The organism is Rhizobium sp. BK661 (assembly GCF_024808825.1).
Taxonomy (GTDB): domain Bacteria; phylum Pseudomonadota; class Alphaproteobacteria; order Rhizobiales; family Rhizobiaceae; genus Rhizobium.
Genome location: NZ_JANTYT010000007.1, coordinates 84,406 through 98,811, shown reverse-complemented (window position 1 = coordinate 98,811; position 14,406 = coordinate 84,406). Strand labels below are relative to the sequence as shown.

Annotated in this window: 14 protein-coding genes; 9 read left to right on the top strand and 5 right to left on the bottom strand. The window is 60.6% G+C overall.

All coding sequences use genetic code 11. The features are described 5' to 3' along the window. Window positions 1-149 precede the first annotated feature (149 nt). Window positions 150-359, top strand: coding sequence for a hypothetical protein (locus tag FHX16_RS16600; RefSeq protein WP_016554714.1), 210 nt, complete (start codon window positions 150-152; stop codon window positions 357-359). A 59-nt stretch (window positions 360-418) separates the two neighbouring features. On the opposite strand, the gene FHX16_RS16595 is transcribed toward FHX16_RS16600, so the two are convergent. Then, window positions 419-2,275, bottom strand: coding sequence for an ABC transporter ATP-binding protein (locus tag FHX16_RS16595; protein ID WP_183861206.1), 1,857 nt, complete (start codon window positions 2,273-2,275; stop codon window positions 419-421). Window positions 2,276-2,658: 383 nt separating this feature from the next. Here FHX16_RS16595 and FHX16_RS16590 point away from each other — a divergent pair, with 383 nt between their 5' ends. Together FHX16_RS16590 and FHX16_RS16585 are read left to right on the top strand one after the other, a co-directional pair. Then, entirely contained in the window at window positions 2,659-3,120 is a 462-nt protein-coding gene (locus tag FHX16_RS16590) for a tRNA (cytidine(34)-2'-O)-methyltransferase (RefSeq protein WP_183861208.1), read from the top strand. A 199-nt stretch (window positions 3,121-3,319) separates the two neighbouring features. Next, window positions 3,320-4,966 (top strand): Na/Pi cotransporter family protein, encoded by a 1,647-nt coding sequence (locus FHX16_RS16585; protein ID WP_016554717.1) that lies wholly within the window; start codon window positions 3,320-3,322, stop codon window positions 4,964-4,966. A gap of 3 nt (window positions 4,967-4,969) precedes the next feature. On the opposite strand, the gene FHX16_RS16580 is transcribed toward FHX16_RS16585, so the two are convergent. Beyond that, on the bottom strand, window positions 4,970-5,230 hold the full coding sequence (locus tag FHX16_RS16580; protein ID WP_007789934.1) for a hypothetical protein: 261 nt from the start codon (window positions 5,228-5,230) through the stop codon (window positions 4,970-4,972). A gap of 169 nt (window positions 5,231-5,399) precedes the next feature. Between FHX16_RS16580 and hemF the strand changes: the two genes are divergently transcribed. The 3 genes from hemF to FHX16_RS16565 all read left to right on the top strand — a co-directional run bounded on the left by hemF (window position 5,400) and on the right by FHX16_RS16565 (window position 6,974). After that, a complete protein-coding gene (gene hemF / locus FHX16_RS16575) occupies window positions 5,400-6,314 on the top strand; it encodes an oxygen-dependent coproporphyrinogen oxidase (protein ID WP_183861211.1) in 915 nt (304 codons plus the stop codon). A gap of 91 nt (window positions 6,315-6,405) precedes the next feature. Beyond that, window positions 6,406-6,666, top strand: coding sequence for a hypothetical protein (locus FHX16_RS16570; protein WP_016554719.1), 261 nt, complete (start codon window positions 6,406-6,408; stop codon window positions 6,664-6,666). Between the two features lie 122 nt (window positions 6,667-6,788). After that, window positions 6,789-6,974, top strand: a complete 186-nt coding sequence (locus tag FHX16_RS16565; RefSeq protein ID WP_016554720.1) for a DUF1059 domain-containing protein — start codon at window positions 6,789-6,791, stop codon at window positions 6,972-6,974. Window position 6,975: 1 nt separating this feature from the next. Here FHX16_RS16565 and FHX16_RS16560 read toward each other — a convergent pair whose 3' ends face one another. The 3 genes from FHX16_RS16560 to FHX16_RS16550 are packed head-to-tail and all read right to left on the bottom strand — an operon-like array spanning window position 6,976 to window position 9,496. After that, window positions 6,976-8,229, bottom strand: coding sequence for a CCA tRNA nucleotidyltransferase (locus tag FHX16_RS16560; RefSeq protein WP_183861213.1), 1,254 nt, complete (start codon window positions 8,227-8,229; stop codon window positions 6,976-6,978). Further along, window positions 8,226-8,876 carry a CoA pyrophosphatase gene (locus FHX16_RS16555; RefSeq protein ID WP_183861215.1) on the bottom strand — a complete coding sequence of 217 codons (651 nt, stop codon included), beginning with the start codon at window positions 8,874-8,876 and terminating at the stop codon, window positions 8,226-8,228. The genes FHX16_RS16560 and FHX16_RS16555 overlap by 4 nt, the downstream gene beginning before the upstream one ends. Continuing rightward, the gene (locus FHX16_RS16550; protein WP_183754161.1) at window positions 8,873-9,496 is read right to left on the bottom strand and encodes a DUF1285 domain-containing protein; all 624 of its coding nucleotides are present in this window, start codon (window positions 9,494-9,496) and stop codon (window positions 8,873-8,875) included. The genes FHX16_RS16555 and FHX16_RS16550 overlap by 4 nt, the downstream gene beginning before the upstream one ends. Window positions 9,497-9,654: 158 nt before the next feature. Here FHX16_RS16550 and FHX16_RS16545 point away from each other — a divergent pair, with 158 nt between their 5' ends. From FHX16_RS16545 to FHX16_RS16535, 3 genes are read left to right on the top strand one after another with little or no spacing between them, the layout of a single operon-like run. Beyond that, entirely contained in the window at window positions 9,655-10,665 is a 1,011-nt protein-coding gene (locus FHX16_RS16545; RefSeq protein WP_183754159.1) for a MoxR family ATPase, read from the top strand. 12 nt (window positions 10,666-10,677) lie between these two features. Beyond that, window positions 10,678-11,598 carry a DUF58 domain-containing protein gene (locus FHX16_RS16540; protein ID WP_183754157.1) on the top strand — a complete coding sequence of 307 codons (921 nt, stop codon included), beginning with the start codon at window positions 10,678-10,680 and terminating at the stop codon, window positions 11,596-11,598. Next, the gene (locus FHX16_RS16535; protein ID WP_259129453.1) at window positions 11,595-14,405 is read left to right on the top strand and encodes a DUF4159 domain-containing protein; all 2,811 of its coding nucleotides are present in this window, start codon (window positions 11,595-11,597) and stop codon (window positions 14,403-14,405) included. Before FHX16_RS16540 ends, FHX16_RS16535 begins: the two co-directional genes overlap by 4 nt. Window position 14,406 lies beyond the last annotated feature (1 nt).

Below are 14,406 nucleotides of genomic sequence, written 5' to 3'. Positions count from 1 at the left end.
AAGCAACGGCTCCAGGGCGCAACCTTATATTTTCGTAACAATCGGTAACAACAGCGGCATCGCTGTTGAATGCGACTGACCCCGCCACAATCTCGGGGTACAATGGGTTTTTACGGGAGACGGCCGCGATGCAAGCAAGGAAGACAGTCATGTCAAGTATTCCGCTGCCCCTTGCGGAACGACTTGATGCAATCGTCGAACAGCTGGAAATATCTTACGACGAGGCTATCGCCGAGGCGATCTCTGTGTGGGTCGATCGCGAGGAAGAGCGACGTCTGTTCGCGTTGCGTGCGCTTGCATCGACCAACAGCATGCTTGTCGAAGGAAACCGCGTGAAAGACTGGGCTGACAGCCTCTGAATCGACATCCATGCGCGAAAAATTGAAGCCCTCCCGGCATTCGCAGGGAGGGCTTCTGGTTATTCGGCCGCCTCTTCCGTCTCTTCCGAGTGATCTGCCAGGAAGCCGCCGGATTGGCGGTTCCAGAGGTCAGCGTAGACGCCACCTTGTTCGACAAGTTCGGCATGCGCGCCAGCCTCGATGATCTTGCCCTTGTCGAGCACGATCAGGCGGTCCATCTCGGTGAGCGTCGACAGCCGATGCGCGATCGCAATCACCGTCTTGCCTTCCATCAACGCAAACAGGTTCTCCTGGATCGCTGCTTCAACCTCGGAGTCGAGCGCCGATGTCGCCTCGTCGAGCACCAGGATCGGCGCGTCCTTCAGAAAGACGCGGGCGATCGCGATGCGCTGGCGCTGACCGCCGGAGAGCTTCACGCCACGCTCGCCAACCTGCGCGTCGAGTCCCTTGCGGCCCTGCATGTCGGAAAGCCCTTCGATGAACTCCCAGGCATTCGCTCGCTTGGCGGCCTCGATGATCTGGGCATCGCTCGCCTCTGGGCGGCCATAGGCAATGTTGTCGCGGATCGAACGGTGCAACAGGGACGTATCCTGTGTCACGACGCCGATCAGTTCACGCAGGCTCTCCTGCGACACAGCCGAGATGTCCTGTCCATCGATGGTGATGCGGCCCGCCTCCAGGTCATAGAAGCGCAGTAGCAGGTTCATCAGCGTCGTTTTGCCCGCGCCGGAGCGACCGACAAGACCAACCTTCTCGCCCGCCTTGATGTCGAGGGAGAGATTGTCGATGACGCCTTTGCCCTTGCCGTAGTGGAAACGGATGCGTTCGTAGTGGATCGCGCCCTTTTTTGCCGACAGTTGCTGCGCGTCCGGCTTGTCGACGATGTCGTGCTTCTTCGTCATCATCTCCATGCCGTCATAGACCGTGCCGATGTTCTCGAACAAGGCCGAGACTTCCCACATGATCCACTGCGACATGCCGTTAACACGCATCGCAAGACCAATAGCGATGGCGATCGCGCCGACCGAGATCTGTCCGTTCAGCCAGAACCAGATGGACAGGCCTGATACAACGAAGAGGGCCACGCAGTTGTTCATATAGACCGCTATATGAAACAGCGTGACGCGGCGCATTTGCGAGTGGACGGTTCCTAGGAACTCCTCCATGCCGCTCCGCGCATAGGTCTCCTCACGGCCGGCATGTGAGAACAGCTTGACCGTCGCGATGTTCGTGTAGCTATCGACCACCCGACCGGTCATCATCGAGCGCGCGTCCGCCTGCTGTGCCGCGATCTTGCGAAGCCGCGGCACGAAGTAGGAAACGATGCCGATATAGACGGCGAGCCAGACGAGGATCGGCACCATCAGCCGCACGTCGGCGGCCGCGATGACGATAATCATCGACAGGAAATAGGTGACGACATAGACGAAGACATCGAGGATCTTCATCGTCGTTTCACGAACGGCAAGCGAAGTCTGCATCACTTTCGTCGCAACGCGTCCGGCGAACTCGTTGGCGAAGAAGGTCATGCTGTGGCGCAGCAGGAAGCGGTGCATCTGCCAGCGGGCGATCATCGGATAGTTGCCGAGAAGCACCTGATGCATGATGAGCGAGTCCAGGCCTGCTGCCAGCGGCAGACCGATCAGGATCAACGCTCCCATCCACGCGAGCCTCGGCCACTCCGTCTGCAGGAATGTCGCCTTGTCCGCCTTGGTAAGCCAGTCCACGATGTCACCGAGGAACTGAAAAAGTGCCACCTCGCCGACGGCAATCAGCGCCGTCAGGACCGCCATGATGGCGAGCCACGGTGCTGCCGGCTTCGTGTAGTGCCAGCAAAATGCAAAAAGGCCCTTCGGGGGAGCAACCGGCTCCTCACTGGGGAAGGGATTGAGTCGCTGTTCGAACCAGCCAAACATGAAAATGCTCCGAAACTTCGCAGTTCCGGCCTCCCGGCTCGCGCAAAAAGGCGCTTGAGCTCATATGGGAACCGGACGTTCACGGGGCGAGGCCACGACAGCCGCGCAATGGATTAGAAATGGGAATTCAGGAAAGAAATGGCACTAGGCGTGCCAGATCGCCACTCGCGGGTTCACGCGTCGAGAGCGCATACGCGGCAACATTTCCATCTGGCGCTCCCTTCTGGCGATTAAAAGATGTGCACCCTTAACGCGAAACAAGCTCAATTTCCAGTCCCGACGGGCCGGAAATTGAACAATTGTCGGCCAAAATGCGTCCTGTTGCGCCAAAATCACAGTTGCAATAGGTGTCTCTCGAGAAAACAGAAACGACGACATTCGCGATGGCCGACCTCAGACTAGCCCTTTATCAGCCCGACATTCCTGGTAACACCGGCACGATCTTGCGGCTTGCCGCCTGCCTCGGCTTTGCCGTTGACATCATCGAGCCTGCGGGCTTTGACATATCGGATCGCAATCTCAAGCGGGCCGGGATGGACTATATCGCTGCTGCAGCCCTCACCCGCCACGTCAATTGGGATTGTTTCGAAAACTGGCGAAAGTCTACCGGCCGCCGCCTCATACTGGCATCCACCAAGGCGGCCGAACGCTACACCGACTTGCAGTTCCGAGCCGACGACATTCTCCTGTTCGGCCGCGAGAGCTCCGGCGTCCCCGATCACGTGCACGCAGCAGCAGACGCCCGGATACTTGTCCCGATGATGGAAGGCCAACGCTCCATCAACGTCGCGGTCTCGGCTGCGATGATCGTCGGAGAGGCCATGCGGCAGACCGTCTGGCGTTGACTTCTGACCTCGCTGACTCAAATGCCGATGCAGCCTTAGAACATGTCGCAAACGGCGTTGTGAATTTTTCCAAGCGGCGTATAGTTTTTAGCCGGACAATGAACTCACTGTCCGGAAAGCTATGTTTTCAATCACTTGACAAAGAGAGATTCGAACAGAACGGCGCTTGTTGTCAAAAAAACGCAAGAGAAAAGGCAGCATGGAATCCACGATCGTTATGATCAATCTGTTTGGCGCGGTAGCTCTGCTGCTGTTCGGCCTTGCACAGGTGAAGGACGGTGTTTCTCGAGCGTTTGGAGCGCGGTTGCGCACCGGCCTTGCCACCGGCACGCGCAGCGGCCTCCGCTCGTTCGTGTCGGGCTTCTTCGCGACGATCGCGCTGCAGAGTTCGACGGCGACGGCGCTGATGGTCGCCTCTTTCGTCGAGCGCGAATTGGTGAAGCCGCGCATGGCGCAAATCGTTCTGCTCGGTGCCAACGTCGGAACCGCCGTAACCGCCTGGATCGTCGCCACCGGCATCGAGTGGCTGTCGCCGCTGGTGATCCTTGCCGGCACAGTCCTGCATCGCAGCGGCTCGTCGTCGCGCCAGAGCGGTGGCACAGCGCTGATCGGCATCGGCCTGATGCTGTTGTCGCTGCATCTGTTGAGCAGCGCCACCGAACCGATGCGGCAGTCGCCGGCGCTCGGCGCCTTCATCTCCCTGCTCGACAATGCCTGGCCAGTCGCATTGGCCTTTTCCGCCGCCATCGCCTTCATTTCCTCATCGAGCCTTGCCGCCGTCGTCCTCATTCTCTCGCTGGCTTCGACGGGCATCCTGTCCGCAGGATTGATCATCGTGCTGGTGCTAGGCGCCAATCTCGGCGGCGCCATTCCGCCCGTGATCGCCTCACTAGCCGGGCCCGCGGCGGCCAAGCGGGTCACGCTCGGCAATCTGATCGTGCGTGCCATCGGCTGCCTGATTGCATTGCCGCTTGCCGGCTACGGCGCGGATCTGCTCGGAACATTGCCGCTGACGCAGGCGAAACTACCGGTCGATGCGCATCTCGCCTTCAACCTTATGCTGGCAGCGCTGGCCTGGCCGTTCTCTCGCTCACTCTCGCGGCTCATGCTGAGACTGGTGCCGGAAGAGGCTCAGCCGGACGGTGGGCCACGGTATCTCGACCAACACGAGCTGGCGACGCCGGTCGTTGCGCTTGCCAGTGCGACGAGGGAGGTCCTCGGCGTCGGCGATCTGATCGAACGCATGCTGATACGCGCGTCGGATGCCTTCGAGGCCACCAATCTGGAGAATCTCAAGGAAATCCCGTCGCTGGAAAGGCGGGTCGACAGCCTGCAACAGGAGGTAAAGGTCTACCTTTCAAAGCTCGGCCGTGCCGGTCTGAGCGAAGAAGACGGTCGCCGCTCGATCGTGATTATCGACTACGCGATCAATCTCGAACACATCGGTGACATCATCGAAAAGGGTCTCATGCCGCAGGTGACGAAGAAGCTCTCGCTCGGGCTGAAGTTCTCCGAAGAAGGCTATGAGGAACTGAGGAAGCTGTTCCACCTGACGATCGACAATCTGCGGATCGCCCAGACGATCTTCGTCACTGGCGACTTCAATCTCGCTCGGCAATTGATGGAGGTGAAGGTCGAGGTTAGGCGAATGGAGAAACAATCCTCGGAGCGGCATCTGGAACGCTTGCGCGATGGCCGCGCCGACAGCCTTCAAACAAGCTCGCTCCATCTCGATATGCTGCGCGACCTGAAGCGGATCAACGCCCACATCGTCTCCGTCGCACACCCAATCCTGGACGAGAGCGGCCTCCTGATTGAAAGCAGGCTCAAAGGTGCCGCTGAATAGCGCTCAATCGGCAGATGGCAACCGCCGCATCGTGAATTCGATCTGATCGCCTTCGAGCTGTCGCCAGCTCTCGACTTCCGTCCAATACGCGGCCTTGGGGTATTCGTCGAACCATTCGCGCGCCTTGGCGCGGGCATCGAGCAGATTGAGACAATATGTCTGTCGTACGAAACGATCGTTCTTCCGGGGTGTGCCTTCCGCCCGGTGGGTAGCAATCCGTCGCTTGAGACCATCGAACGACGGAGGTCCAGGAATTTTCGTCATGAGCCTACCTCTGTAGGAAAAAGGTAATATCGAAAATCGCTTTTTGCGAGTCGAATCTGAGGAAGCCTCAGGCCGGTCCACTGCGCTGGTAGGACCCTGCCCTACCTGCTATCAGAGCAGCAAAGACGAAGGCACGAGTCGATCGTCGACCCGCTCGGAGAGAAACAGAATGGAAAGACCCGAACTTCCGATTGGCCTGCCTAACGATATCGAAGAAAAGAAGTCGACTGCCCGGGCATGGTTCGAAAGTCTCCGCGACACCATCTGCGAGTCTTTTGAAACGCTAGAAGACGAGGTCTCCGGCCCGCTTTCGGATAGAGCGCCGGGCCGCTTCGTGGCCAAGGACTGGTCCCGCGAAAACGGTGCAGGTGGCGGCGGCCGCATGTCGATGATGAACGGTCGCGTCTTCGAGAAGGTTGGCGTGCACACCTCCACCGTATATGGCGAATTCGCGCCGGACCTCCGCGCCCAGATGCCGGGCGCCAAGGAGGATCCACGCTTCTGGGCCTCGGGCATTTCGCTGATCGCCCATCCGGTCAACCCCAACGTGCCTGCCGTTCACATGAACACGCGCATGGTGGTGACCTCCAGCCGCTGGTTCGGCGGTGGCGCCGATCTGACGCCGGTGCTCGATCGCCGCCGCACCCAGGAGGACGAGGACAGCGAGCTGTTCCACAAAGCGATGGAGATCGCCTGCCGCAGCCACTCCGGCGTCGCCGATTATGCGGCCTACAAGACGTGGTGCGACGAGTATTTCTTCCTGAAGCACCGGAACGAGCCACGCGGCATCGGCGGCATCTTCTACGACTGGCTGCATTCAAGCGAGGAAGCAGGCGGCTGGGACGCCGATTTTGCCTTCACCCGCGACGTCGGACGGGCCTTCGCAATGGTTTATCCACGGATTGTTCGTTCGAACTTCAATAAACAGTGGACAGACGTGGATCGTGACGAACAATTGATTCGCCGTGGGCGCTATGTTGAGTTCAATCTCCTCTACGATCGAGGTACAATCTTTGGCCTCAAGACAGGAGGAAACGTAGAGTCCATTCTCTCATCCCTGCCCCCTCTCGTCCGCTGGCCGTGACCGCGTAAATAAAGACGACCGCGGGGCTTAAATTCGGAGACTGGACCACTAAGTCTAAAGGTGTACGCGTAACAATCGGAGGAGGATTGTCATGACGATACAAACTAGCTCTGCGGCATCCGCGACTGCCCATGAGCCGCCCCCACCCGCCGATACGCCGGAGTTTCTATACCGGATTGCCGAAGGGTTCAGGGCAAAGAGTGGATCAGACCTCCCACTTTCATGCTTTATCCAGCAAGTGAAGCTTCAACTGGCCAGTGGTAAGACGCCGGAAGAACTCGATCGTCTGGCCACGCGCCAGGACAACAAAGCAGCGACCGATTGCTACAGATCCTGGGCAATGCCCGAATAAGGATAAAATGACCACCCGGCCGGTCCTTCGCGCCGGCCGGCTCCGGAACCTTCCTACCGTTTCGAACATTCACGCATTGCAGCACCGCGCAATGGCATGAAATCCGACAGAAGGAGGAAATAATGAGACTCTTTGAATGTGGCACGCTCGTCCCCGGATGCGACTGGCATACCCGGGCGAATGATGATGCCGAAATCGTCCGTCGTGTCGTTGAGCACATGCGTAGCGCCCACGGCGAGACTGTCATCCGTGAAAACATGGTCGACAACATCAAGGCTCGGATCCGCAACGAAGCGACCGCGGCCTGAACTATCTGGTCAGATCTTTCAGCCGGGCGAGTAACGCCGCCCGGTCAGGCGAGAAATTTTGCTCGACCCAGAAGTCCTCCAGTGACAAAAGCATCTCGCCCACCCTCTTCCCGGCCGCCACGCCTGCATCCATGACGTCGCCGCCATTGATCGGAAACTGAGGTTTCTTCCAGTTTTCGGCGTGGTTCAGCAGATTGCCGAGCCTTGCCGAGCGAGCCATCTCCTGCATGTCGCCTTCTGCTTTGCCGCGCGCGGTAGCTAGCGCCAGCTTCAAGCGCGTCTTGATCCCATCCGCGCCGTAGCGATAAAGCAGCCGTGCGAAGGCGGACGACGATAATTCGTCGTTGACAACAGGCCCCTTGGACCAAGCCTTGAGGTAGGCGACCTCGGCATTGGCGAGCTTCAGGCGGCTTGCCATCTTCTCCAGCCGCTCGGTATCGGGAGGAACGATGGCGGCGAGGCGCAAAAGCGGGTCGGGCCGCCAATCAAGTGCCCGCTCCGTGTCGATCAACGCCGGAATGGTATCGATGCCCCATTTCTCCGTTTCCGGGAGGATCTCAGTGAGCACGCCCACCTGCCGCATCCAAAGGAGCGCCCGCCCAGGGTCCTCGGCGCTCAGCAATTTGCGGAGTTCCGACCATACCCTTTCGGCGGAAAGCGTCTTCAGTTTGGAGCGAGCGGATGCGCACGCCCTCAAGCCGTCGGCGTCTGGACGGCCAGTGCCGTAGTAAGCAAAAAAACGGAAAAAACGCAGGATACGCAGATAGTCCTCGGCAACACGCGTCGGCGCATCACCGATGAAGCGGATGTTGCGCTTCTCGATATCTGCAAGGCCACCGACCAGATCGATGACATCGCCCTTGGCATCGACATAGAGCGCATTGATCGTCAGGTCACGGCGCTCCGCGTCCGTTTGCCAATCCGAACTGAAGGCCACCTTGGCGCGCCGCCCATCGGTTTCCAAGTCGGCCCTCAGCGTCGTGACCTCAAAGGGCTTTCCGTCGATAACGAGCGTTACAGTACCGTGTGCAACACCGGTCGGAACGGCCTTGATTCCCGCAGCAGCCGCGCGCTCGATGACCTGTTCCGGCGTCAGCGTTGTTGCCACGTCAATATCGCTCACGGCGAGACCCATGAGGCTGTTGCGGACGGCACCGCCTACGACACGCCCCTCGCCTCCATCGGCGTTGAGCAGCGAAAAGACGCGCGTCAGAGTCGGGTCCTTGAACCATGCCTCGTTGCCAAGGTTGGTCATGCATAGAGCCTTTCATAGAGGGTGCGAACGATGCCGGCGGTAATGCCCCAGATCATCCGGCTTTCATAGGGCATACGGTAGAAATGCCGCTCTAGTCCGTCGAGCACGCGCTGGTCACGGCTATGGTTGGCCGGGTTCATCAGAAAAGACAGCGGCACTTCGAAGACGTCATCGACCTCGGCCGGGTTGAGTTTCAATTCGAAGCCACGCTGGACCACAGCAAGCACCGGCGTAATACGGAAACCGGTCGATGCAAGGTAGTTCGGAAGCCGCGCTACAGTCTCGACAAAGGAACCGTCGATACCGATCTCCTCATGGGTCTCCCTGATTGCAGCCTTTTCGGCGGAGCCGTCGACAGCGTCGATCTTCCCACCCGGAAACGCGATCTGCCCCGAATGCTTGCGCAGCGTCGCCGTGCGTTGGGTGAAAATCACCTGCGCATCGTCACCATCGTCGATGACCGGCACCAGCACCGCGGCATCGCGAAGTTTGAAGCTTTCCACCTGCGAAACAATGTCGGGGTTGAGAATATGATCGCCGTGATCGCGCCAGGAAAGATCCACGGGGCCGCCGGTCTGGTGAAGCGCGCGCCGGCGAAACTCAGCCGCCGAATAGAGCGAACGGTTTTCGGTCAGAACATTGGTCATCGGGAGAGTACATCCAGTTCATCCGCCGGCATAACGGGAAACGTGACTCCGCCGGAGCGAAGGCAGAACATCGTCGTGCCGTCAACGTCGAGACGTTCGCCACGTTCGACGAGTTCGTACATGATGGGGCGGGAGATCAGTGCCTCCAATTGCCCGCGCACATGAAGATAGGGTTTCAACTCGCTGTTTTCGCCGTGGATTGCAAAGCGGAGCGGATGCTCCGGCCCAGCTTCGACAACATCGCCGACATTCGTCCGGAAGGTCAGTAGCGGCGCCCCATCCCGTTCACCGGCATTCATTTCAACGGCCACGAACGGCGCATCCACAACGCGAATACCCACCCTTTCCACAGGCGTCACAAGATAAGTCTTCCCGTCCTCGTCCTTGCGCAAGACCGTTGAAAACAACCTGACGAGCGGCGCCCTGCCGATCGGCGTTCCCATGTAGAACCATGTGCCATCCGCTCGGATTTCCATGTCGATATCGCCGCAGAACGGCGGATTCCACCTGTCGACTGGCGGAAGACCCCGGGCTTTGCCACCAGCATCGCCGGCGGCGCGCGCAATCAGCGCGGCAAGACCGGCCGCGTCCGTTGTCGCCTTGATCTCTTCGGCTGCCATTCTTCTGTCCCGGTTTGTCTTTAACTCCAGAAGGTCACGAGATAGTCATTCGGAACGAACTTGTCAGCCCGCAACATCTCCATAACTCTATCTGGTATGACGCTTGCGTGTAAGCCTGACGATTCGCGACGAATGATATCAGCCGCTGGAGATGCCTTATGGGTATGATGAAGACCGACGCCCCCCTCGATGAAAAGGCGATCATCGCCGCGGCCGAGAAGGCCCTCGCAGATATTGCCGCTGTTCGGGGCGAAGTCTCCAAGGTCATCTTCGGCCAGGAAAGCGTCGTTGAGAACACTCTTCTCGCGGTTCTCTCGGGCGGTCACGCCCTGTTGGTCGGCGTGCCGGGTCTCGCCAAGACGAAACTCGTCACAACGCTCGGCGAAGTGCTCGGCCTTGCCTCCAACCGCATCCAGTTTACACCAGACCTCATGCCCTCTGATATTCTGGGTTCTGAGGTCATGGACCAGGATGACAGCGGCCGCCGCTCCTTCCGTTTCGTCAAAGGTCCGGTGTTTGCCCAGCTGTTGATGGCCGACGAAATCAACCGCGCGTCGCCGCGCACGCAATCGGCCTTGCTGCAATCCATGCAGGAATACCATATCACCGTCGCCGGCCACCGCTACGACTTGCCCGTGCCCTTCCACGTCCTTGCCACCCAGAACCCGCTGGAACAGGAAGGTACCTATCCTCTGCCGGAGGCACAGCTCGACCGCTTCCTTCTTCAGGTCGATGTCCACTACCCCGAACTAGCGGCCGAGCGGCAGATCCTGCTTGAGACGACGGGCATCAGCGAAACCAAGCCGCAAGCGATCCTGAATGCAGAGCGCCTTGTCGAAATCCAGACACTGATCCGTCAGATGCCCGTCAGCGAAACCGTTGTCGACGCCATCCTCGCGCTCGTCCGCTCCGCCCGTCCAGGCCAGGGCAACGCCTCGACGGACAAAAACGTCGCCTGGGGTCCCGGCCCGCGCGCTGGCCAGGCGATGATGCTTTGCGCCCGCGCTCGCGCCCTATATGAGGGCCGTCTCGCACCATCCGTTGACGACGTCCATGCGCTCGCCGAGCCGATCCTGCAGCACCGCATGGCACTGACATTCGCAGCGCGGGCGGAAGGCATGTCGGTCCGCGATGTCGTTGGCGGGCTGGTCAAGCAGGCCAAGGGATAAGGAAGCGTCTGCGTGGCACCCATCGGACAGATCGTCAATCCGACTTCGGGCACCGATGCCCTTGCTCGCGCAAGGCAGCGGGCGAGCCTGGTGCCGGATTGCCTGGTGGAGGCCAAGCGGATCGCGAATAGCGTGATCGCCGGCTGGCACGGCCGCCGCAAACGTGGCATTGGCGAGAACTTCTGGCAGTTCCGCCCCTATAGCGAAGGCGAGAGCCTGTCCCGCATCGATTGGCGCCGCTCGGCACGCGACGACCACACTTACATCCGCGACCGCGAGTGGGAGGCAGCCCACACGGTGTGGCTCTGGGCCGACATGTCTCCCTCGATGATGTACAAGTCGACCTTTGGAAACGCCTCCAAGGAAGGTCGGGCTCTCGTCATCATGCTTGCGCTTGCCGAGATCCTCGCACGCTCCGGCGAACGCATCGGGTGTCCCGGCGTCATGGAACCGATTGCCGCACGCAACGCTGCCGAACGGCTCGCAACAGCATTGATGCATGCGCCGCTGAGTGGAGGACTGCCCGACACGGCCATGATCCGCGGCTGGAGCGAACTCGTGCTGATTGGTGACTTTCTTGACGATGCAGCCGCAGTCATGGCGCGCATCAGCCCCTTGGCGCGGCGCGGTCTGCGCGGCCACGTCATCGAGATCGCCGACCCGGCCGAAGAACTTTTCCCTTATGATGGCCGCACCGAATTCACTGATCCCGAGACAGGCTCGAAGCTGACCTCGGGCCGCGCCGAGCATGTTCGCGAGGCCTATACCCACGCCTATCTCGGCCGTCGGTACGATCTCGGCCAGGCGCTGCGCCACATGGGCTGGACCTTTGTCAGCCATCGGACCGATCATCTTGCCTCTGAAGCGCTGGTGGCCGTTCATATGTATCTGTCAGGCATGCCGGCAAAGGCGACGCATGGAGGGCAACCATGAGCTCTCTCCCCTTCGCATTCGCCTACCCGGCAATCCTCGGCGCGCTTCTTGCCTTGCCGATCATCTGGTGGCTGCTCAGATTGACGCCACCCCGCCCGAAGACGGAGGTCTTCCCGCCTCTGAGAATCCTCGCGACAGTCCTGAAGCGGGAGGAAACCCCGGCCCAGAGCCCCTGGTGGTTGACCTTGTTGCGCATGCTGTTGGCCACAGCCGTCATTCTGGCGCTCGCTGACCCGGTCTTCAATCCGCGAGCGAATTCAATCGCTTCCGGAGGTCCGCTCGTGCTCTTTGTTGACAATGGCTGGGCCACATCCCCGGATTGGGATCGCCGCGTAAAGACAGCGGAGGCGCTGATAGATGACGCTGAAGCGGCCGGAACGCCGGTTGCCATCGCCTTCACGGCAGATCCGACAAACGATGCGGTCCCGGGAACGGCCGCGACGGCCCGCGACAAGCTGCGGGCCGCTGAACCGAAGCCACTTGTGCCGGATCGGCAGCGCGCCTTCGAAGCTCTCCGTGCTGCACTAAACGGCGTTCATCCCGGTACCCTCGCCTTCCTGACGGATGGAGCGGCTGCGGGCGATAACGACGCGACCGTCCGCCAGCTCTCCGACCTCTCGCCGGCTCAACTGCGTTTGGTCTCAGGTGACGCGACCGAGACGATGGCAATTACGTCGGCCAGCAATGCCGCCGACACCATGACGGTCACTGCAACCCGCCTCAATAGTGCCGCTGCCGCTTCGTATCCCATAACGGCGCAAGACACTCAGGGGCGTGCGATCGCCGCCGGCGCGATCGATTTCCAACCGGGTCAGAGCGTCGCGACCGGATCGATCACGGCGCCGTTCGAAATGCGCAACGATTTCGCGCGCGTCAGCATGGATAACCACGCCACTGCTGGCGCCGTGCATCTGCTCGACGACGGCTTCAAGCGTCGCCGCGTCGTCCTGCTGTCCGGTGAAGTCGGTGATACGTTCCAGCCGCTGCTTTCGCCGCTTTATTACATTCAGCGCGCCCTGCAGCCCTACGCCGACCTGATCGAGCCGAACACACCCGATCTCGCGACGTCGATACCGGACCTGCTGTCGCAGAATCCGTCGGTGATCATCATGGCGGATATCGGTCGCCTTCCCCAGCAGACCTATGAGCCTCTGCAGCGCTGGATCGCCAATGGCGGCACGTTGGTCCGCTTTGCCGGACCGCGCCTTGCCGCCGCTCCCGCCGACGACCCCTTGGTTCCGGTCATATTACGACAGGGTGAACGCGCGCTTGGTGGTGCGCTGTCCTGGGCCGAGCCGCAGCCGCTGGCGGAGTTCCCCACCTTCGGCCCGTTCGCCGGAATGCCAAAGCCCACGGATGTCACGGTCAAACGCCAGGTTCTTGCTGAACCGACGCCAGATCTTGCCGAGCGCACCTGGGCGAGCCTCGCTGACGGTACGCCGCTGGTAACGACGAAGCCGATCAATGCCGGCCGCATTGTCCTCTTCCACGTCAGTGCCGAGGCGACGTGGTCCGACCTGCCGATCTCGGGTAACTTCGTCGAAATGCTACGCCGCCTCGTCCAACTGTCACGCTCGGGTGGCGTCACCGCCGAAGCCGGTGCTTCCACGGCAGAAGCCTTGCCGCCTTTCCGCCTCTTGACCGCCAAAGGCGCGTTGACGACGGAGACCGGGACGGCGCGTCCGTTGATCCCCAGCGCCAAGGTCACCCCAGTTGCCAGCTTTGACAATCCTCCGGGCCTCTACGGCTCCGAGGAAGGATTTACCGCGCTGAACGTGTTGCCGAAGGATGCCGAGTTGAAGCCTATCGATACGTCGGGCATTACCGTTGTGCGCGAAGGGTTGATTGGAGGGGAGACATGGTCTGCAAAGCCTGCCCTGTTCCTGATTGCCTTCCTGCTCCTGTTGGCTGACAGCCTGATCGTGCTGTTCATGAGCGGTGCCTTTTCGCGCCTTCGCCCAACGGCGCGCGCGGCAGCGCTTGTTGCCGTGGCGATCAGCGCCGCCTTCCTCCTCCAACCTGGGCAATCGCGAGCCGACGACGCAAAGCCGGGCGACGATCAGATTTTTCAGCGTCTCGACAATACGCACCTCGCCTATGTGGTTACCGGTGAGCAGGAGGTTGACCGGATCTCAGAGCGCGGACTTGTCGGCCTGACGGACTTCCTGACCTATCGCACCACGCTCGAACCGTCGCCACCGGTCGGTCTGGATCTCACGAAGGACGAGCTTTCCTTCTATCCGATCATCTATTGGCCTATTTCGGCAACCGCCCCCATGCCCTCGTCGGCAGCGATCAACAGGATCGACGCCTATATGCGCGCTGGCGGGACGGTACTCTTCGACACCCGCGACCAGTTCAGCGCGCTCGACAACAACGGCGGTTCGGTCAGCGCCAACGGCGAGCGACTGCAGCAGATCCTTGCCAACCTCGATATCCCGCCGCTCGAGCCGGTACCCTCGGACCACGTGCTGACGAAGTCCTTCTACCTCCTGTCGAGCTTTCCCGGCCGTTATACCGGGAGCCCGCTCTGGATCGAGGCGCGCCAGGAAAACCGCGCGACCAATGCCAAGTCGACGGCGACGGCCGATGGCGTTTCGCCGATCCTCATCACGGGCAACGACTTTGCTGGCGCCTGGGCCGTCGATGACAACGGGGTGCCCATGCTGCCGACAGTTCCGCCTGATGAGACACAGCGGGAATATGCCTACCGCAGCGGCGTCAATATCATGATGTATATGCTGACCGGCAACTACAAGACCGATCAGGTCCACGTTCCCGCTCTCTTGGAACGGTTGGGCCAGTGAC